Origin of the sequence: Bacillus sp. OTU2372 (genome assembly GCF_038440275.1) — a bacterium.
GTDB classification, from domain to species: domain Bacteria; phylum Bacillota; class Bacilli; order Bacillales; family Cytobacillaceae; genus Neobacillus; species Neobacillus bataviensis_B.
Genome location: NZ_JASATK010000006.1, coordinates 187,825 through 207,997 on the forward strand (window position 1 = coordinate 187,825; position 20,173 = coordinate 207,997).

At 33.3% G+C, this 20,173-nt stretch carries 21 protein-coding genes, 1 pseudogene and 1 riboswitch; all 22 genes and pseudogenes read right to left on the reverse strand.

Translation table 11 applies throughout. The annotated features are described in order from the left end of the window. Positions 1-7: 7 nt before the first annotated feature. Complete coding sequence (locus AAHB15_RS12780; RefSeq protein WP_446715867.1) at positions 8-1,138, reverse strand: DegT/DnrJ/EryC1/StrS family aminotransferase; 1,131 nt, start codon at positions 1,136-1,138, stop codon at positions 8-10. 28 nt (positions 1,139-1,166) lie between these two features. Then, positions 1,167-1,829 (reverse strand): acetyltransferase, encoded by a 663-nt coding sequence (locus tag AAHB15_RS12785; RefSeq protein ID WP_342042521.1) that lies wholly within the window; start codon positions 1,827-1,829, stop codon positions 1,167-1,169. Beyond that, positions 1,826-2,440, reverse strand: a complete 615-nt coding sequence (locus tag AAHB15_RS12790; RefSeq protein WP_342042522.1) for a sugar transferase — start codon at positions 2,438-2,440, stop codon at positions 1,826-1,828. Before AAHB15_RS12790 ends, AAHB15_RS12785 begins: the two co-directional genes overlap by 4 nt. A gap of 29 nt (positions 2,441-2,469) precedes the next feature. Beyond that, positions 2,470-2,622, reverse strand: a complete 153-nt coding sequence (locus AAHB15_RS12795; RefSeq protein WP_342042523.1) for a hypothetical protein — start codon at positions 2,620-2,622, stop codon at positions 2,470-2,472. Positions 2,623-2,652: 30 nt separating this feature from the next. Further along, entirely contained in the window at positions 2,653-3,717 is a 1,065-nt protein-coding gene (locus AAHB15_RS12800) for an EpsG family protein (RefSeq protein ID WP_342042524.1), read from the reverse strand. A gap of 19 nt (positions 3,718-3,736) precedes the next feature. After that, a complete protein-coding gene (locus AAHB15_RS12805) occupies positions 3,737-4,639 on the reverse strand; it encodes a glycosyltransferase family 2 protein (protein ID WP_342042525.1) in 903 nt (300 codons plus the stop codon). A gap of 18 nt (positions 4,640-4,657) precedes the next feature. Continuing rightward, positions 4,658-5,776, reverse strand: coding sequence for a glycosyltransferase family 1 protein (locus AAHB15_RS12810; protein ID WP_446715865.1), 1,119 nt, complete (start codon positions 5,774-5,776; stop codon positions 4,658-4,660). 11 nt (positions 5,777-5,787) lie between these two features. Continuing rightward, entirely contained in the window at positions 5,788-6,855 is a 1,068-nt protein-coding gene (locus AAHB15_RS12815) for a glycosyltransferase (RefSeq protein WP_342042527.1), read from the reverse strand. Beyond that, on the reverse strand, positions 6,818-7,981 hold the full coding sequence (locus AAHB15_RS12820; protein WP_342042528.1) for a glycosyltransferase family 4 protein: 1,164 nt from the start codon (positions 7,979-7,981) through the stop codon (positions 6,818-6,820). Before AAHB15_RS12820 ends, AAHB15_RS12815 begins: the two co-directional genes overlap by 38 nt. 403 nt (positions 7,982-8,384) lie before the next feature. After that, positions 8,385-8,583 (reverse strand): annotated as a pseudogene (locus tag AAHB15_RS30195) (UTP--glucose-1-phosphate uridylyltransferase); the annotation flags it as partial. A gap of 15 nt (positions 8,584-8,598) precedes the next feature. Next, the gene (locus tag AAHB15_RS12825; protein ID WP_342042529.1) at positions 8,599-10,425 is read right to left on the reverse strand and encodes a polysaccharide biosynthesis protein; all 1,827 of its coding nucleotides are present in this window, start codon (positions 10,423-10,425) and stop codon (positions 8,599-8,601) included. A 437-nt stretch (positions 10,426-10,862) separates the two neighbouring features. After that, positions 10,863-11,519 carry a CpsD/CapB family tyrosine-protein kinase gene (locus AAHB15_RS12830; protein ID WP_342042530.1) on the reverse strand — a complete coding sequence of 219 codons (657 nt, stop codon included), beginning with the start codon at positions 11,517-11,519 and terminating at the stop codon, positions 10,863-10,865. Then, a complete protein-coding gene (locus tag AAHB15_RS12835) occupies positions 11,506-12,234 on the reverse strand; it encodes a YveK family protein (protein WP_342042531.1) in 729 nt (242 codons plus the stop codon). The genes AAHB15_RS12830 and AAHB15_RS12835 overlap by 14 nt, the downstream gene beginning before the upstream one ends. Before the next feature lie 209 nt (positions 12,235-12,443). Further along, positions 12,444-14,243 (reverse strand): ABC transporter ATP-binding protein, encoded by a 1,800-nt coding sequence (locus AAHB15_RS12840; protein WP_342042532.1) that lies wholly within the window; start codon positions 14,241-14,243, stop codon positions 12,444-12,446. Positions 14,244-14,246: 3 nt separating this feature from the next. Further along, on the reverse strand, positions 14,247-15,437 hold the full coding sequence (locus tag AAHB15_RS12845; protein WP_342042533.1) for a nucleotidyltransferase domain-containing protein: 1,191 nt from the start codon (positions 15,435-15,437) through the stop codon (positions 14,247-14,249). A 12-nt stretch (positions 15,438-15,449) separates the two neighbouring features. Then, positions 15,450-15,911, reverse strand: coding sequence for a lasso peptide biosynthesis B2 protein (locus tag AAHB15_RS12850; protein WP_342042534.1), 462 nt, complete (start codon positions 15,909-15,911; stop codon positions 15,450-15,452). 33 nt (positions 15,912-15,944) lie between these two features. After that, positions 15,945-16,235, reverse strand: coding sequence for a lasso peptide biosynthesis PqqD family chaperone (locus tag AAHB15_RS12855; protein ID WP_342042535.1), 291 nt, complete (start codon positions 16,233-16,235; stop codon positions 15,945-15,947). Further along, a complete protein-coding gene (locus AAHB15_RS12860; protein ID WP_342042536.1) occupies positions 16,232-17,167 on the reverse strand; it encodes an aldolase in 936 nt (311 codons plus the stop codon). Before AAHB15_RS12860 ends, AAHB15_RS12855 begins: the two co-directional genes overlap by 4 nt. Before the next feature lie 99 nt (positions 17,168-17,266). After that, positions 17,267-17,392 (reverse strand): paeninodin family lasso peptide, encoded by a 126-nt coding sequence (locus AAHB15_RS12865; protein WP_335572476.1) that lies wholly within the window; start codon positions 17,390-17,392, stop codon positions 17,267-17,269. A 17-nt stretch (positions 17,393-17,409) separates the two neighbouring features. Further along, a complete protein-coding gene (locus AAHB15_RS12870) occupies positions 17,410-17,538 on the reverse strand; it encodes a paeninodin family lasso peptide (RefSeq protein WP_335572477.1) in 129 nt (42 codons plus the stop codon). Positions 17,539-17,555: 17 nt separating this feature from the next. Beyond that, a complete protein-coding gene (locus tag AAHB15_RS12875; protein WP_335572476.1) occupies positions 17,556-17,681 on the reverse strand; it encodes a paeninodin family lasso peptide in 126 nt (41 codons plus the stop codon). 14 nt (positions 17,682-17,695) lie between these two features. Beyond that, positions 17,696-19,636, reverse strand: coding sequence for an asparagine synthase-related protein (locus AAHB15_RS12880; RefSeq protein ID WP_342042537.1), 1,941 nt, complete (start codon positions 19,634-19,636; stop codon positions 17,696-17,698). A 389-nt stretch (positions 19,637-20,025) separates the two neighbouring features. After that, a riboswitch (SAM riboswitch) is annotated at positions 20,026-20,139 on the forward strand. Positions 20,140-20,173: the final 34 nt, after the last annotated feature.

Below are 20,173 nucleotides of genomic sequence, written 5' to 3' on the forward strand. Positions count from 1 at the left end.
GTGGTTATTAAGTTTTGGGTCTTTTCTTCTTAGAATTTACTACATCTTTAATACATTGAATCACCCTTAAAAGATCATCATCAGTCATATTAGAACCAGATGGTAAACAAATTCCACTTTCAAATAAAAGGTCTGAGATACTATCATTTGGACTATGTGGATAATACTGAACCCCTTGAAAGACAGGCTGCAAATGGAGTGGTTTCCAAACTGGGCGAGCTTCAATATTTTCCTCGCTTAAGGCATTTAACAACTCCTTCACTGATACTCCGGATTCATATTTATCTATTGTAAGTGCTGTAAGCCAGCGATTAGAAGTGGTTTCCTTTAATTCAGGCATGAAGTAAAAACCAGGTAAATTAGAAAGCTCAAGATTATATTTGTCAAATATGGATTTCCTTGCATGAACTCTGTTTTCTAACACCTGCAATTGTGCCCTTCCAATTCCAGCTAATATATTACTCATACGGTAGTTAAAACCTATTTGACTATGTTGGTAATGTGGAGCAGGATCACGGGCTTGAGTGGCGAGAAAACGAGCTTTTCTTAATAAGTCAGAATCATTAGAAATAAGCATACCTCCACCAGAAGTTGTGATAATTTTGTTACCATTAAATGAGTATATTCCAAATTTACCAAACGTCCCACTTGCCTTCCCTTTATAGGTTGAACCAAGGGATTCTGCCGCATCCTCGATAATTGGGACATCATACTCATCACAAAGCGAAATAATTTCATCCATCTTTGCACTTTGACCATACAAATTAACCACTACTACTGCTTTGGGAAGCTTTCCATCAGATGCTGCTTTCTTAAACGCTCTTTTTAGTGCCTGGGGAGACATATTCCATGTTTCAGGCTCGGAATCAATAAATACTGGCTCTGCTCCTTGATAAATAATAGGGTTAGCACTTGCAATAAATGTTAGGCTCGAACAAAATATTTTGTCTCCTTTTTTTACATCTAATAAAGAAAGAGCCAAATGAATTGCTGCAGTTCCCGAGCTTACGGCCACTGCTTCATTGACTCCTACATGGTTGGCTAGTTCCTTTTCAAAGGCATCGACATTTGGACCCAATGGGGCAAGCCAATTCGTCTGAAATGCTTCATTTATATATTTAAGCTCATTCCCGCTCATATGCGGGGAAGAAAGGAAAATCCTTTCTTTATATGTTGTATTTAGCAATAAACTCACCCTCATTACCTTTCTTAACTCTTGCTGGAACTCCCATCGCCGTACAATAGGATGGGATATTGTTAATCACTGTAGCTCCAGCCCCAATAATCGACCATTCCCCAATCTTTATGTTAGGTATGATTGTAGCACCAGCTCCGATCGAAACACCATCATCAATTTGAACCGCTCCTGTTAGGGTTGCTCTCGGGGACAAATGGATGAAATTACCAATTTTACAATCATGTTCTATTATCGCTCCCGTATTGATGATTGAATGTTGACCAATTTCACTTTCAGCATTTATTACCGCGTTAGGTAGCACTACTGTACCGTATCCTATTTTTGAGGCAGGACTTATAACTGCAGACGTATGAACTAGAGTAATATAATGCTCGTCAGCAATGTTCAATCTTTTAACAATTTTCTTTCGTATCATATTATCCCCAATAGCGATAATAAATTTGATATCCTTAAAGTTTTCTGCAAATTGTATTGCAGATAATATAGGACCATAAATAACGTTTCCTATCTGTTTAAGCTCTATAAATTTATCATCTAAAACCCCAACAATTTCATAACTGTTTGTTTGAGAAATAATCAAATCGCTAATAACTTTACTATGACCACCATGACCAATAATGACGATTTTCATCCATGGTCACCTCTAATTGTAGTTTTTGACCCAGTAAAGTGTTCCATTGTGGTATTCCCCGACTGGTTTATACCTTCTGATCGAATAACTTTAATTGTAGTTAAAAATAAAATTTTTAAATCTAATGAAAAGGAACGATTATTTATATACCAAACATCTAATTCAAATTTTTCCTCCCATGTTATGGCATTTCGGCCGTTGATTTGTGCCCATCCCGTTATACCTGGTCTAACATTATGACGCTTTGCTTGCTCTTTTGTATAAAGCGGGAGGTATTCCATTAGTAAGGGTCTTGGTCCCACTAGACTAATATCTCCTTTTATAACGTTTATTAACTGTGGGAATTCATCTAAACTATATTTTCTTAGAAATTGCCCAAATGGTGTCAACCTCATATAATCTGGTACGCGTTGTCCATTAATGTCTCTTTCTTCAGTCATCGTTCGAAATTTATACAAGTTAAATGGTTTTCCATCTAAACCTGGTCGCATCTGTTTAAAGATTATGGGGGAGCCAAGCTTTAATCTGACAATCAATCCAATGAAGAAGAAAAACGGGAATAGGCATACAAACAATATTAATGAAATTAAAAAATCAAATAACCGTTTCATTCATTGACACCTCCCTGATAAAAATTTTTTCATTTACGAAAAATTAAAATTTGTTGTTTAATTTCCTCTATTAATTCTATAACTTTAATATCATCTGATTCATTACCTTTTAAATAAATACTCCTTAATATTTCTATAAAGGCTTGTTTAGATAAATCACCGTACAATTCTGTTTTTTTCATTATAAATCGTATTCCTTTTTAAAAGTATTTTTACCAAATTAAATAATCACTCTTATATACAATATTCAGAGAAATTACGTGTTCGTAATAAAAATAACTTATATAAAATAATAAAAGACTATAATAAATTAGTTTTTGACTTTGTTTCGTAAACAATTTTAAAATCCATGAAAACAAAATAAGGTTATATAAACCAAAATAAATATTGAATCTTGCAAATATCCAATTCTGCGAGGCTATAATCATAAATACTACTCCCAAAGTAGTTAAATTTATTACATAATCACTATTCGGCCATAATTCTTTAAGTTTTTTCCTGCCAAAAAAAGCAATTATCAAAGGAACAGCCGTTATTAATACCCTTATTTTATTTGCTCCGCCTTCAGTAAAGTTGCTGTAATGCCCATATTTTGTATTTTCAATTGCATTGAATAGTAATTTTGAGAATTCATTAAATCCAAAGGTAATTCCCACTCCTATCATCAAAATAATGAATGTAGATTTTGTCCAAGCTTCTCTGCGAACAATAAAATATATAGGAATAAAAATGAGAGCAGTCTGATGAATTGTAGATGCTAATAAAACCACTAAAATAAATTTAAACCATTTTCCATTATGTAAATACTTAGTTGCTGCAAAAACAATAGCTGCTGCAAGTGATTGTCTTATTCCATTCATTGTTACCGTATGCATACCGGAAGCTATAAAAACAAATAAACTTATTTCTATCATTCTCGAATACTTATATAAAACAAGGACTACAAGGACGTTTGTTATTAATGCCGTTGTAAAAACAAGTAACTGAGGATTATCTGATATTTTATATAAAAGGACTTGGAGTAATTCAAATCCAAAATCCCCTTTAAATTCAAAACTATTCAAATCATGTTTTCGTACAGTGTATCCATGCATATAAAAAAAAGTGTCCCCTATATTATTTCGAAGACCCGAAATTAGAACTAATATAAGTATCGAGACAAAAATAAGAATTTTATTTGGTTTAACAAATGGTTCCATCGGCATTGGTTTTGAAAAGTATCGTGCCAAAAACGAAGATAAATAAACAATTATAAGGTTAGCCCATAAAATTGCCATTGATTTAGAGTCCCTTCTATTAATTACCTTTTAAAACAGTTGCCTTTCCTGTTCTCTTAATATATAAATAAAGTACTGCACCAAAAGGAGTTGCAAGTAGAGTAGTGAATTTTGATGGAGACTCATACAAAAACTTCGTATTTTTTAACATGATATTGCTAGATACATAATGAATGGATTCCCTGAATTTTTCCTTAAATGAAGGTGCATATTGCATTGCAACCTTTCTAAAAAATGAAAAACCCCTAGGGTTTCTCTTATATTGTTTGATAATATTCATGCTAGAACCATCTGCTAAATATTCCACATAACAAAGTATTTCATTCATAACAAGTAATGGATACTCTTGATCAATAAGAATATACTTATAGCTTAAAGGGCAGTACTTCTCCCCTGGAAAGATTGGATAAGGAGGCGTTTTTCGTGTCAATTCAGACCGATAAACCAGTTTCTTGTCACCTCTAACCTTGTATTTAGCATATAGTTGGGAAAGTGTAGATTCCCTAACATTTTCCGGAATTTGCGTTCCGATAATTTTCCCATCGTGACTAGCATCGAGTCCAACTAAACCCGCATATTTTTCACTGCCGTACGTTCTCCAATGAGAAAGTATTTTTTCAACTCCATGATCAGGCATATAATCATCGGAATCAATACAAACATTGAGCTCAGTTTGAATAAGTTCGTATGCGGAATTATGCGCTCCATGCATACCTAGATTTTCTTGATAGTGGTACTGAATTGTAATTGCCTTTTCAGAAATCCAACTTTCAACTAATTCTCTAGTGTTATCACTGGACCCGTCATCAATAATTAGCCATATAAATTCTTTACATGTTTGTCTTTTCAGGCTTTCATAACATAAATGTAAGGTATAGGCACGATTATATGTAGGTGTAAAAACCGTAAGCATAGGGGACATATATTCACCTCCAATATATTATTTTACTTCCAATGAGTAATACTCTTTATAAAAATTTGCTAACCAGTCTGCCATCGTTACAGAATCATATCCATTTTTCTTAAAATATTCTGAGGTATCAGCATGCTCATAGGAAGTGAAAAGAATTTGTTTTGCCCAATAATCTGGTGACTTGTTAAGACTAATAAATTCCACTCTACCTGTAATATCACTTTCCTTAGTTATTTCATCCGAAACTATACATTTTAATCCAGCGGCCTGAGCCTCGACCATTACAACTGGCAATCCTTCAAACAATGATGGGAAAACAAATAAATCCATTGCTTGCATAAGATTTGATACATCACTTCTAATCCCTAAGAATCTAACATGAGAAGATAAACCCAAATTTGCTACTTTCTTTTCGATTGATGTTCGTAAATTTCCTTCCCCAATTAAAAGCAACAAGGCCTTTGGACATTTTTGATGAACATTTTTAAAAATTTCTATTAGAAATTCATGGTTTTTTTGTTTATTAAATCTACCTATATGTCCTAATACTAATTCATCCTTAATACCAAGTTGGTCTCTGATATTCTTTCTAACCGTTTCATCAAATTTAAACTCATTCACGTTAACTGCATTGTTAAGAACTCTCAGTTCTTTAGAATTAGCAATTTTTTTTCCAAACAGCCATTGACCCGCCTTTTTCGAACAAGCAAAATAATTGTTTGGATTATTCCTCAGATAATATCTTGCATATAAACGAAATGGTATTTTTAAGTCAATTCCTAAATCGCTTAAATGACTATGTGCAATTCGGCAGGGAATTCCAGCTTTTTTTGCAGCTTTTAATACAAAGCTGCTGTTTTCGTTGTTATGGGAATGTACCACCTTATATTCTCTATGTTCTTTAAAGAATTCATCAAGAAGATCAAAATATATACTATAATTTCCAGGCCTGATCGGAGGCATTCGAAATATCTTGCCTCCAAGGTTCAATATTTCTTGATCATAATGCCCTTCCTCGTCACGATGAACCATAAAGTCAAATTGAATCTTATTACGGTCCATTTGCCGATAGTAATTCATCAACATTGTTTCAAGACCACCACGATTCATGATTGTTACGACCTGAAGAATCCGAATTGGTTTCAAAGTCCGTTCTCCTATCTAATAATTTTTCTAAGATAATCAATAGAATTCAACATAAAAAAGAATCCAGAAGCAAAGCGAATTTTGGCACAAAAATAAAACACTCTCCAAACAATTGGAAATTGAGATAAGTCTAATTGTTTAAAAGAGTGCTTAATTCTTTTTTCTTGTAAAAACATATTTATCTTCTTTATCTTAAAAAATGTAGAAGTTCTATTGTCCTTGCATATTGTATTTAATCCAAGACCAAGAGTATTTAGACAAATTCGATTGTTTAAAGCCCTGTAAAAACTTTCTTCTAAATTTTTATCTAATAAAAAGGTTTCGATATAATTAAAGAGGTACAACCACTGGTTCATTAAGTTTGGTTTATACCCAGAAGTCACAGAAGTGTTATTGGCACGCCAATAATGATAAAAATGTTTATTTAAGAATAAAAAACAGTTTGCATAATAAACTGCTTCAATGTTAAATAAAGTGTCTTCATTCGTACCGATTTTATTAAGGTCAATAAAACTTAAATGATGATATTTGATTATCTCTGTACGGTATATTTTTGACCAGACTGTGCCCCATGCATCGAGGAGCTCCGGATTTGCCATTTCTTCATTTAACGGTCCAATCAAACGTCTCAAAACCTTTAATTTAACTTCTTCATCTAGATAGCGAATTTTAGCCGGCAGTTTAAAGTTCTTTATTTTCGAGTGATTTTCAAACTCGCGGACATATGAGCACATAACAATATCTGCCTTTTGACTTACTGCGTTTTTATACATGACTTCATACATGTCGTGATCCACCCAATCATCTGGATCCACAAAGCCAATAAACTCTCCAATGGCGTGCTGTATGCCCACATTTCTCGCTGAGGAAACCCCTCCATTTAGCTTATTAATAACTTTAATCCTACTATCCTTTAGTCCATACATTTTCAGAATTTCCAAACTATTATCACTGGAACCATCATTAATAGCAATTATCTCTATTTCCTTCAATGTTTGGGCTAATAAACTATCTAAACATCTACTCAAATACTTTTCTACATTATATATAGGAACGATTATGCTTACTTTTGGCTTCATCTGTATCCTCCATATAACCTGAGTAAATCTCGAATAATTCTGATCTAACTTGTGAAAGTGAATATTTTTTTACAATATTTTCACTCATTAAACCCATTTTTTCACACAAATCCTTTGATTGGTAAATTTCTAGTAACCTTATAGAAAACTGTGTGAAATCTTCATGGGATAAAAGGTAACCATTTTTACCATCCTTTACAAGTTCAGAGTGCCCTCGGTTTATACTTGCGATGACAGGTAAGCCACAAGCCATTGCTTCCATAATATTTACCGGAAGCCCTTCTCTAAGGCTTGATGCAACCGCTATATCACTCATTTTTAAAAGTATATCAATATCAGATCGATACCCAAGAAAGTCAACCATTTCCCTAATCCCTAGTTTTTGTGCTAGGTCTTGACAATCCCTTAACAATGGTCCATCACCAGCCAGCAACAACTTTACCTTATGGACTTTATCCTTAATAGCTGCTAATGACTCAATGAGGTATTTTTGGTTCTTATTCTTATTAAATTCAGCAGCATAAAACATCAGGAAATCATCAGACCGATAACCATGTTTAGTCCTTAACAAAATTCTCTGATTTACTTCCACGGGTTTAAAAAACTCAGTATTTACTCCCACACCATGGACATGTTTGATTAATTTAGCTTTGAAACTATGAGTTGTTGCCAAGTGATAATCCTCCTGATTTATGGTAATCAGACAATCTGTAAACCTTGAAAGTAATCTCTCAATTGGATAATAGAGAATCCAGTTGATTAATGGGCCACCTTTACAAAAGTGAAAGCCGTGAGCCGTATATATGACCTTTGTTCCATACTTTCTCGTATTTCTAGCAGCTAATCTTGCAAGGACTCCCCCCATTGGTGTGTGGCAATGGATAATCTTGTACTGATTTTTATCTATTATTCTTTTAAGATCTTTGTAAGCTGCCAAATTCTCTTTAGTCCAGGGAGTTCTTTGTATGGGAATATTATGTTTTTTATCTACATAAGGAAGTTTCAATTCACCAGATGCTGCAACATGAACTTCCCATCCCTGCTCTTTAAACCATTTTAAATATGGTAAATGAAATGCTTTAAAGTGATAATCCACCGTTGCACAGAATAAAACCTTCTTTTGCATTTTTCTTCCACCTTTTTAATTAACTACCTAATAAGCTCTTTTTCCAAAATAGATGAAAGGAAGTCTAATACCTATGACCTTAAATCCTCTATCGTATGCATAAACAGCTTCAAATTGTTTTAAAACAGCAATATCATCCGTAAGTCGTTCCCACCACCACCAGATGTTTATTTTTCAATATATCGAATATACTCGATTCAGAATATATATACCTAGTATTGCAGGTTTTGAAGGAGCATATGCTTTTTAGCTTTTTTCATTAATCTATTAACACTATTGAACGGTTGTTACTCTTCATTCCCTCACTATCCCGGTCCTGGATTACTTCATTATCAGGAACTCATTGTACAAAAGAATCGATGCATTATATCTTTCATATTGGTCGATTAACTACTTCAAACATGGTTTCTTTGCTTACAATATCATCTTCCAAAAGTACAGCACATGGTTCATCACAGATAAAATTCCGAGCACACCATATCGCTTATCCTAATCCTCACCGTCTTTTTACATATGTAATTAATATCATCCATTTCCAAGGACTTTAACACTCCACTTAATACCTTCAACTTTCCTTTTTCCACTGGGTTATGTTCTAGTTCATCTTATGAACCCATTTAAACTGAAACTGAATCTTTTGATTCAGACATTACTTTATAGTTACCAAGATCAATGAGTCTAGCCCTGATTTCTTCTTTCCCCATGCTAGAGTATGTTAAAATTATTTCCTCGATTTCTTGTATTAATAGTTCGGAAGTTTTTCCTATATATATTTTTGGGTATATTTGTTGCTCGTGAACCTCATCTTCTTTTAATAATTCTTCAAATAACTTTTCCCCTGGCCTAATACCTGAAAATTCAATCCCAATTTCTTCAATAGAATTACCCGAGAGTTTAATAAGATTTTTTGCTAAATTTACAATTTTAACAGGTTCGCCCATGTCTAATACAAAAATTTCCCCTCCGCTAGCAAGGGCCCCTGCTTGAAGCACTAGTCTCGATGCTTCTGGAATAGTCATAAAATAACGAATCATTTCAGGATGGGTAACCGTAACGGGTCCTCCCTTTTCAATTTGTTTTTTAAATAATGGAATTACACTTCCTCTACTTCCCAATACATTTCCGAAACGAACGGCAACAAATTTTGTATTACTTTGTTGGTCCATATGTTGGATAATCATTTCAGCTAACTTTTTTGCTGCCCCCATAACACTGGTTGGGTTCACTGCTTTATCAGTTGAAATCATAACGAAAGTCTTAACACCATTCCAGCTCGCAGCTTTTGCTACATTCATTGTTCCTATGATATTATTTTTGACAGCCTCTTCCGGATTAGCCTCCATTAAAGGAACATGCTTATGTGCAGCCGCATGATAGACTATATCAGGTAAGTAGGTACTCATAACTGACATCATTTTCTTTTCATCTTGTATATCCGCAATTACAGGAACAAATTCAATCTCAGAATGTTTATTTGATTCTTTTAATTCAATTTCAATAGAATAAATGCTATTTTCACCATGTCCTACTAAGAGAAGTGTTTTAGGATTAAATTTTGCTACCTGCCTGCAGATTTCTGATCCGATAGATCCACCAGCACCGGTAACTAAAACAACTTTATTCTTGATATTATCTGAAATACTATTTATATCTAATTCAACAGGTTCTCTTCCAAGTAAATCCTCGACCTGCACATCACGAAATTGACTAACAGCTACTTTTCCTGTCATCAAGTCCTCTAGCATAGGCAAAATTTGCGTTTTGGCATTTGTTTTAGCACATTCTTGAAAAATAGTATTTAATTCTTTCTTACTTAGTGATGGAATAGCAATTATAATGTTTTCGATATCGTAAGTTGTTACAGCGGTCTCAATTTGGCCGATGCCGCCAACTACGGGAATACTTAAAATATCAAGTCTTTGTTTTTTAAAGTCATCATCAATGAATGCCACTGGTAATAAATCTACTTTTTTATTTTGTAATAATTGCCTCGCAACCATGGTCCCAGCCGACCCAGCACCGACAATCAATGTTCTTTTTTTATTATCGATTTTATTAAGATGTGAATCTCGTAGCATACGCCAGCAAAATCTTGATCCTCCAATAATAGACATATTTAGTAACCAAGTTACTGTTAATAGGCGAAAGAACATATCCTTAACAATCAACTGCTGGAAAATCGCTGCAAGAAGGACTGAAATTGTTACGATCTTTAAAATACTTAATAATTCTCCAACACTCGCATATTCCCAGGCTTTTTTATACAAATGGAATTTAAGTGATAATATATAATGACTTAATAATATAACAATACAACTTAATACAATCGGAAAAGTTATAACCTGAATAGTTCCATTCACTAAAAAGCAACTAATAAATATAGCAGTTAATACTATGCATGAATCTATAAAAATAAATAAGGATATTCGTTGTTGATATGACATCTAACCCCCCCTTGGATTTTTCAGTAGTATAGGTAAATTAATTCACTGTTTTTATCTTTTTCGTATGGCAATGTCAATCACTTTCTTTATTTCAACCAATTGATCTCTAGATGCATCTTGTTTAATATATCTGACTGCCTTTTTTATACATTTTGGATATACATTAACATTCTTCAAAAAATCACTTCCTCAAAAAATTTTTAATTATAAGTTCTCCATAAAGAACACATAAATAAAAATTTTTTATATAAAAATAGGGCATCTAACCCTCCCTCACATCACACTCTTGACGACCGGCGTCTAAGGCTTTTACCCACAGCATGACCGAGTGCCTCCATTGATATTGGAAAGGAGACATCTCCAAATTATTCAAACAACAATAAAACATACTTATGTTTCCAATAACGAACAATCCGTTTAAAAAAAATTTATTCTTACTATTTATTTAAAACTACACCAACAATTTTTGCCTTGGCAAATTCAATTACTTTCTTTGCCTCAGCAGCTTTTTCTAATTTGGTTTTTCCATTTTGAGTTACCAGTATAACCCCGTCACACTGGCTTGCAAGAAGTTTAGTATCTGTTACCTCTAGGACTGAATTGGAATCTATTAAAATGACATCATAAGTTTGTTTTACCTTAATAAGGAGCTCTGCCATTCGTTGTGAACCAATTAATTCAACTGGATTAAACGGGGCCAATCCACTCGTTAGTAAATCCAACCTCCAAACTTCAGTATGAAAAACAGCCTCCGAAAGAGATAATCTTCCTGTAAGGACATCTGTTAACCCATTGGCATTGGAAGTATTGAAGAAAGACTGTAGTGCAGGCTTTCTTAAATTCCCATCGATTAGCAGAACTTTTTTCTTTTGCTGTGCTAAAGAAACAGCAAGGTTAGTCGCAATTGTAGATTTTCCCTCACCATCTCCTGAAGAAGTAATTAATATAGTACGACTTTTTTGCTCAAGCATGATGAATTTCATATTGGTTTGGATCATTCTAAATTGCTCAGAAATCATAGAATCCGGATGAGTGTGTGCAATTATTGTTTTTTTTTCTGCCGACCAAAATCTTCGAATTTTATTTAAGACCAATATTCTCACCTCTAGATTCTAATTGAAAATTCATACTTCTCTTTTTTACATTCCTTTTGTTTACTTTTGGAACCCTTCCTAAAAAGGGAAGACCTAGTAGGTTTTCAATATCATTATTAGGTCGTAGCCTGTCGTCAAACGACTCTAATAAAAATGCTAATCCGATTCCAACTATAAGCCCTCCAATTATGCCAAGATAAAGCTTATTGTTGTTCTTTTGGTTAATTGGAACAGGATTTACCTTTGCCTTAGATAATAGTCGAACATAATCTTGGCCTATTATATTTGGTACTTCATCCCTAAAAATTTGAGCCGTGGTATCTGCTATGTTTGCTGCCTGCATAGGATTAGGATCAATCACAGTTATACTAACTACCTGAGATGAATCAACACTAGCAACAGTAATTTTTCCTGCTAATTCCTCGGCTGATGAATTTAGCCCTAGTTGATTAATAACTTTATCTAATATTACCGAGTCTTTTACTATAACCTGAAGCGTTTTTCTAGATTCTTCATCTGCCCCAATAATAATTCTTGATGAAGATGCATATAAAGGTGTAGTAGAGGCATTATTTAATACTACTCCTGCTATCCCTGCTAAAACTGTAACTAATATAATTATCCAAAGGTTCCTCTTTAGAACTGTGAATATCTCTCTTAAATTAATTTCCTTTGCCCTCTTACTGTTTGCATTATTTTGATTTAAGCTTTGCATTAAACCACCTTTTATAATTGACATAAATTTTTTAAAAATTTTCGTTCTAAATATTGAACAACAGTTCCAAAAAAATAATAAAATGCACCTTGAAACTACAGTTTACAATTCTATATTATTATTTTATTTCTTTATTAAGAACATGTCAATTCCTATAACCATAAAATTCTAACTTAGATAGGGGACCAATAAGTAGGTTAATTCCAAAACTAAACGCTAATTCCCATTTGTTTTTTTAGTAGTTTACTGAACATTCCCTTTTGTTCAGTTGCAAGTTGGCTGAATTTTCCTTGTTGTACCATTTTCCCGTTTTCTAAAACAATAACTTGATCAGCATTTTTTATCGTAGAAAGTCTATGGGCTATTACAATAACAGTCATTCTTCCCTTTAGCTTTTCAATGGCATACTGAATCTTTGCTTCGTTTTCAGAGTCCAATGCACTGGTAGCTTCATCTAAGACAAGTATTGACGGATTACGTAATATAGCACGAGCGAGTACCAGTCTCTGCCTCTCTCCCCCTGATAGTCTTATCCCTCTATCTCCAACAATGGTATCTAGACCATTGGGTAATTCCTTCACAAATTCAGCTGCTGCTGAAAAATCAAGAGCTTCCCATATATAATCTTCACTTATATTTGGGCTTATCATTAATAAATTGTCTCTGATACTAGCATTAAATAAAAAAGGTTCCTGTGGAACGTAGCTAATTGATTGCCTTAGTGACAACAGGTTGTGTTCATTAATCACCTTTCCGTCTATAAGGATTTCACCTTGTTCAGGCTTATTTAACCCCATTAGAATATCTATTAATGTACTTTTTCCAGCACCTGATGGGCCTACAATTGCGGTCATACTATTAATTGGAATTTTCAAATTAATATTTTGAAGAGCATATTTTTTATCGTGACCATCATATCGGAAATATACTTCACGACACTCTACTTCTTCTTCAATAATTAAAGGCTTAATACGTTTGTAAATAGTATTATCGTTAATTTCAGCTGATTGCCGACACTTTCTTTGTAAATCTCTTAATGCCTTAAACGCGGGAACTGTTGTTGCTATTTGTTCCGCACTTGATTGGATTTCTGTAAGTCTGGGCCACAATCTTGAAAAAATAATTAATATTAATAAAAATTGTTCAGGATGTTTATCAATAATCATGAGGTAAGTAAATATAAATACAGAAATTAATAAAGCTGATGAAATTTTATACAATGTCTGTGAAGATGTTTTCAATTTAGTATACTCAATTTGTTCTTCTATCATTCCTTTAGTTAATGTACTAAGCCAATTTATACGAGATAATTCTAACGTATTACTCTTGATATCCTTAATACCATTTAATTGATCCGTTATTCCTCCAAGATACTCTTGGGCTAAAGCCGATGTTTTTGAACCTAAAATCTTTGATTGTTTTATGTATTTTCTCGAAAAGATAGCTAGAATAAGTCCAGAAATCAATACTAAAAAAGTAAGTTTTATTGATAACCAGATTGCTAAAACAATTTGTATACTTGTAAAGACAAGTGAGGTTAGTAACAATAGGGTTTGGATAATACCTCCGGAGACTCGAGCAAGTTCCATGGTCATAACGTTAATTAAATCTGCTTTCTTTTCCTTTGTAAATAATCCCCAATTAGATTTTAATAAGGAGTCATAGGTCTCCATTCTTAATAAACGAATAAATCCTTGAGTAATCATTACATTTCTAATAGCTAAGTTACGCTGTATCAAATTTTGAACAATCACCAATGATATAAAAAATGCTAAAATCAAAATTAATGCTTGAGTTTTAGGGAGTTCGTGAAGAAAAAATAAATATTTTTGAAACTTAAGTTCCCCAAAATCATTTTTTATTATTCCACTGTAGCTTATCATTGGTACTAATAGTAGGATCCCTATTCCTTCAAGGAAACTTACAAATCCCATTCCAATAATATTAAAGTATAGAATATTTCCAGAATAAGAGTACAATCTTTTAAAATAGTAAAGAACTTGATTCAATGGTTAGGCCCTCCTAGTTTCTGAACGCAGCTTTGTTTTCCTTAAAAGGTAAATAACCGGGCGCAATGGAAAATATAAAAAGTGAAAAGCCTTAGGTAAGGGTAGAAATTCTGCATCTTCTGGATATGGATATAAAAAACTTAAAACAAAGAAAAATTTTTGATTAATTGACATTAAATAAAATAAATGCCTTTTATGATATTCAGACACTTCCTTGGGCACCGGGTCTGTGTGAAGATTAATCATTTGCTTTATATAAAACAAAGCGTCTAAACTGAGTTGCTTTGTCCGTTTTCTATTTATCATCTTACTCAAATCGGGTGTTACCTTAGCATCTAATAGATGGAAAGCTAAATATAGCGCTTGGCCACCTACATCATAATAATGAAAATTCTTAAGTAGATTTATAGTCTTTTTCCAATTAATTTCAGATTCTATTATCTGTTTTATATCGTCTAACCAGCGAAGTCTCGACCATCCATGACGAGCTCCATGTGAAACAAGAAATAAAAATAAATCTTCAAGACCTAAAGTATAAATAAGCTCGCTTGATAAGGAACTTACTCTCTTCCTTTTCCATAGGTCATCAAACTTTGGTTCTTTAGCGGGTCCTGGATTTAGCCTCCAATGTATTTCAACCTTTACATCCTTTTGTGGGTGAAAAAAGGTAAAATGATGATGCCTCCATTTCCAGTCATTTAATACTGTTGAAATATACTCATCCTTAATGTACCCTTCATTTAAAAGAATTTCCTCCGCTTGATTAAGTTTTTCTATTGGAATTAAAATATCTAAATCAGCAGATGTGCGTAAAGAAATATCACCATATAGGTCAGCAGCAAGAACAGGACCTTTTAAAAACAGGGTACGGATTTGATTGTTTGAAAATAGCTTTGAGATTTTTTGTGTTTCTCCACTTAAATGAAGCATTCGAAAAATATTTTTTTGATAAATGCGGGAAAATTCTTGGAGAACGGTAGCAGGAATATAATCACCCTTTAATTCTTTCAATCTTTTATAAATAAAGGGGAAAACACGGTGATGTATAGACAATTGGATAAAACTGTTCCAATTAATATCCTCAAAATACCTATTATTAAATAAAGTTGCATCACTTTCTTTTTTAAAAAAAGAAAGAAGAAGTTTTAATTCTTTAGTAAATTGATTTATGTTTTCTTTAAAAATGTTTTCCACAGTATTCCCCTCTTATCCATGTTCACTAATACGTTTTGCAAATTTCCCGACAACGATAAATCTCTTCATTTCTTCAGCCCCAGTTATATACAATGCTCCGCTTCGAAGCCAAGCGTGAGCGATCATGCTTCCTGTTTCATCTTTTGCCGTACCCAAATAAAGGGTACTGTCAATACTACGTCTCTGAAGCATTTTCATTCCAGCAATCGCCTTGACTAAACATTTACTTTCCCAAAATGTATATTTACTCATGATATAAATAGCATCTGATACATTCCTTAAAATTTTTACATCCGAAGAATTGTATTCAAATGATGTTTCTTCCATATGTTTACCCAGTAAAGGGGCTATCTTAGAAAACTTCATAGCCTTAAGTATCCGAGCCCACGCTAAAAAAATAAACGCCTCCAAAAACAAGAATTTTGTTTTATTATCCAAAATAATAAATGTTTTTATCTTTTGGAAAAGTAACATTCACTATCCTCCTATTACTATTTTTGCTTCAAGCTAAATAATTTGAATTAGCCCCTCTTTATTTAATTGTTCGATATAGGATAAAACATGTTGTTCACATTCTTCCTTTTCAACCTGATAAGTTATTAATAAGTTTGCAACCACTTCATTAATTTCTAGTGGAGTTCTTATTAAATCCCATATTTGTCCACCTATTTCTCCTAAATTATAATAATTACCACTTTCTATACTTAACATTACTTTTTCTCCATCCATATCACTGACTATATTTCCATTCATTTGAATAACTTTTGAATTCAATGAAATGTTTTGAGTGCTAATCATATATGTTCCTCCTCTTTAATAGTTGATAAAACAAGTGAAACCAACCTATTTGCTGTAAATCCTGAATTGTCACGCATTAATTTATACATATCAATTTTATTTAAGATTTGAGCTGATTCTTTAAAATGCCATTCCATCATTCCTAGGCGAGGAATTAAAAAATTACGATATGTATGCATATATATAGTTCGAAATCGTTCTAAACCTTCTAATACCTTAATTTCAACACCGTTACTTTCAGTTTTAACTAATTCGTATACTCCTGCTAGTGGTAAAGTTTCTGCTGTAAATTCAGAATGGACAGGTATGGCATATTTTGTTTCTCGATCGAACAACGGGCGGTATCCAAATGTACTTATTCCAAATTCATTTAGACTTTCTTCCCACAATTTTTGATGTGGGTAGGACGGTACTACATACGGTAATTTGTCATCCGAAAGTATTACTGGAATTATATCATCACTTAATAGTTGATATCCTTCCTTTATTAAAGCTGCTGCAAGTGTAGATTTCCCAGCACCTGAATCACCTACAAAAGCATATGCCTTTCCATTAATTGCAACTGCACTTCCATGTAATGGGATTGTTCTTCTTTGAATCAATAATGCTCCCATACAAGTACCGAGGATATAAAGTCGGATTTTATCCTCTTCAGCATCTAACATTGGTGAAACGGTAATTTTGTTGCCATCTTCTATAGAAAATATAGCAGTATTAGGGACTTCAAACATAACCCTATTTTCTTTTACTACAAATCTTTTCTGTTTATTAGAATCTACTTCTGACCATTGTTTTAATAAATCACCGTTTTGAACAACAATATCTACCATACCAACTGGTTCATTTATTTGTGTTAATTCAGGAAGCGGAATATCACTCAACAGATTTAGCCCAAAACCCTTATAAATCAAGGTGTTTTGTTTATTAATCATTTTATTCACTCCAATGATAACAATGTTGATTTATAAAAGCCCTTATACAGTTAAAAATGTATAAGGGCTGAATAAATCCTAACCTAATTTCACTAAAAATTAACTATACTTTACCGGATCATCTGGATCTGGTTGAACTGCATCCGGTATCTTATGCCCGGGACCAGCCATAGTCATGTTAACATTAAGTACTTCTAATTCTGGCTTATTCCAATCTTTTTTCATTTTCTCACCTCTAGGAATTAGCTATACGGATCAAATGGATGTCGATAATCGGGTTGGACAGCATCCGGATATCGATGTCCTGGACCGGCCATTGTTATGCTAACATTAAGTACTTGTAATTCAGGTTTATTCCAAACCTTTTTCAACTTGATACCCCTTGAAATTAGCTATACTTTACAGGATCATCTGGATCAGGTTGGACTGCATCCGGAATCTTATGTCCTGGGCCAGCCATAGTCATATTAACATTAAGTACCTCTAACTCTGGTTTATTCCAATCTTTTTTCATACTTTCACCCCCTCTCAAGCAAAATTCTTAATAAATCTATAAAATATCAGGCTTCGCATTAAAATCTTGAACTCTTCATCATACACATATTGTGGGGATGGGACATCTCGGAATTTTGTAATGATATTTTTGATTACTCTTATATTTAAATACTCAGAAACTACCGAATCATTAAGCATTTGTTCTAATGATTCAATAAATGATTTCCAATGAGGTGCCATACGAGGAATTCCATCTGCACCTTGAGCCCCCCGGGTCCGTTGATTTAATCTAACATTATCAGGAAGTAAGTTTTTAGTTGCTCTTCTAATAAGTGCTCTATCCAAACCATTTTGAACATATTGCTCTTCTGGAAGCGCTAAGCAAAATTTGGCCACACGGAGATCATTTGTAGGATCACGATCCCAAATTTTGTGTGATAAAGAAAATTTCGAACCATACGTTCCAGTAATATTCCAATAATAGAGCTGCTCAAATTGCATCGCTCTTACTTCATACCAATTTTTAGAAATATTGCCTTTTATATCAATTTCGTGTTCTAAAAGTTTTTCAAAGACATTCATCTTATTGGCGAATTCTGGATTTATTAACATTGGAAAGTTATTCCCATTGCTTGAAGATGTTATAAGCTGATGCAAAAAAGGAAACGTCTTCTTTGCAACAACAGAGATGACTCTTGATTTCTTGACCCCGATATTCTTACTGTATAAATGTATTTCACGAAAACATCGTATTAAATGTAACCTTTTTAACAACATAACCTGATATTCCAGAGCTGGCCCCCAAGAAATAGTCCAGTTGCCCCTCTGTCCATTTAATAGGACCCCAACCCTATCTTGATTAGCTCTTTCATATATTCCCTTGAGCCAATAACTATTCTCAAAAAATTTATATGGTGATTCTAGTGTATTAAGCCAATCATCAATTACAGAAAATGAGCTAAGTCCTGCAAAATCTAAATACTCAGCATTTATGTTTCCTACATAGTCAACTGTTGATTGTATAACTGGCCTTTCGTTAGCAATCCGACTCTTTGGTGTCCAATCTTCAAACCCTTGTATTGGTACGTAACTATATGTATTCAATTGTTTATTTTGTTTCCTTAATTCGGTTGCTGCAATACTTGCAACTGAGCCTGAATCTAATCCACCACTTAAATGGGCACCTACGTTTTTATGAGTACGTAATCGTGCTTTTACAGCTTCCTGAAAAACTTCTTTAAAAGCCTCTTCATATTCAAAATTCGATTTTAGAATAAGTTTTTCACCATCAGGTAATTTACTATAGCGGGTGAGAGTTACCTTTCCTTCCACCAATTTTATAGAATGAGAGGGTGGTATTTGTTGTATGTTCTTATAAACTGTTGAAGATGCATCTAGAGAGTCAAACATACCTGGGTTAGCCAAAAACTCAGCAATCCATTGCTTGTTGAGACTATTTTCTACAAATGATAAGGCTAATATTGGACGAATGGCTGTACAGAAGATAAACATTTGGAGATTTTGATGAAAATAAAGTATTCTATTTCCAGAATAATCCCTTGCCCCAAATATCTCATGTTTTTTCTCGTCCCATATCATAAAGGCGAAATCCCCAACTAAATACTTAGGGGTTTCTTCTCCCCATTTATAATAAGAACGTAATATAAGTTCACTATCAGACATCGTTTTTCTGTCAGATATTTTGACTTGTAATCTTTCAAACAATTCTTCTCGATTATCAATAATCGCATCAGCCGTAATAGCTAACTTTCTTTGGTGATCATAATAAGGAAGTTTCTCACCTACAGACTCCGGTGTGATCCACTGTGCATGGCAGCCAAGGAAGACTTTGTCGTTATGCCAAGTTTGAATATCATCCGCCGGATATTTTTCTAATTCTTTCATCATCTGGCTTCCGTGCTCTAGATTGATCTGTTCATCGTTTAAATGATATATTCCGGCTATTGCGCTCATCTTTTCCTCCTGCCATACATTACATCAGTTTTGCCAATCTTTTAATTTAAACCTAAGTTCACTAAATAGAACACCAATTCCATAGTAAAATAAAAGAAATTTCTTTTAATTCAATTTCCCGAAACTATGGTATAATTTTATCAGCTTTATGTATCTAATCTATTAAATTGATATTCCATAATACCTATTTTAGTTCTTTATTAAGAACAATTTATATCACTATCATAAATCCATAAACTACCACTGTCAACAACTTTTCCATTAACTATTTATATATTTTTTAAAAAGATTTTTCGCCCAGTTTCTTCATTGATATAGTTATTACTAAAAAACAAATTGACATAACACGAAATTTGTAGTAAATTTTATAAATAATCTAAATAATTGTTTTCTTATCAAGAGAGGTTGAGGGAAGGGCCCTGCGACACCTCAGCAACCTTCAATGTCTATTCTCATTGAAAAGGTGCTAAGTCCTGCAAATTTACTAATTTGCAAGATAAGAAGAATGACAGGTGCGTTGTGCATACAAAAGTCTTC

Bases quoted from the DNA above. Each gene is read 5' to 3' on its own strand.
- AAHB15_RS12820 (WP_342042528.1), bottom strand. From the start codon at position 7,981: ATGCAAAAGAAGGTTTTATTCTGTGCAACGGTGGATTATCACTTTAAA.
- AAHB15_RS12800 (WP_342042524.1), bottom strand. From the start codon at position 3,717: ATGGCAATTTTATGGGCTAACCTTATAATTGTTTATTTATCTTCGTTT.
- AAHB15_RS12785 (WP_342042521.1), bottom strand. From the start codon at position 1,829: ATGAAAATCGTCATTATTGGTCATGGTGGTCATAGTAAAGTTATTAGC.
- AAHB15_RS12855 (WP_342042535.1), bottom strand. From the start codon at position 16,235: ATGATTAGCACTCAAAACATTTCATTGAATTCAAAAGTTATTCAAATG.
- AAHB15_RS12825 (WP_342042529.1), bottom strand. From the start codon at position 10,425: ATGTCATATCAACAACGAATATCCTTATTTATTTTTATAGATTCATGC.
- AAHB15_RS12790 (WP_342042522.1), bottom strand. From the start codon at position 2,440: ATGAAACGGTTATTTGATTTTTTAATTTCATTAATATTGTTTGTATGC.
- AAHB15_RS12875 (WP_335572476.1), bottom strand. From the start codon at position 17,681: ATGAAAAAAGATTGGAATAAACCAGAGTTAGAGGTACTTAATGTTAAT.
- AAHB15_RS12805 (WP_342042525.1), bottom strand. From the start codon at position 4,639: ATGTCCCCTATGCTTACGGTTTTTACACCTACATATAATCGTGCCTAT.
- AAHB15_RS12780 (WP_446715867.1), bottom strand. From the start codon at position 1,138: ATGAGCGGGAATGAGCTTAAATATATAAATGAAGCATTTCAGACGAAT.
- AAHB15_RS12860 (WP_342042536.1), bottom strand. From the start codon at position 17,167: ATGATTAATAAACAAAACACCTTGATTTATAAGGGTTTTGGGCTAAAT.
- AAHB15_RS12835 (WP_342042531.1), bottom strand. From the start codon at position 12,234: ATGCAAAGCTTAAATCAAAATAATGCAAACAGTAAGAGGGCAAAGGAA.
- AAHB15_RS12815 (WP_342042527.1), bottom strand. From the start codon at position 6,855: ATGAAGCCAAAAGTAAGCATAATCGTTCCTATATATAATGTAGAAAAG.
- AAHB15_RS12795 (WP_342042523.1), bottom strand. From the start codon at position 2,622: ATGAAAAAAACAGAATTGTACGGTGATTTATCTAAACAAGCCTTTATA.
- AAHB15_RS12850 (WP_342042534.1), bottom strand. From the start codon at position 15,911: ATGTTACTTTTCCAAAAGATAAAAACATTTATTATTTTGGATAATAAA.
- AAHB15_RS12865 (WP_335572476.1), bottom strand. From the start codon at position 17,392: ATGAAAAAAGATTGGAATAAGCCAGAATTAGAAGTACTTAATGTTAAC.
- AAHB15_RS12880 (WP_342042537.1), bottom strand. From the start codon at position 19,636: ATGAGCGCAATAGCCGGAATATATCATTTAAACGATGAACAGATCAAT.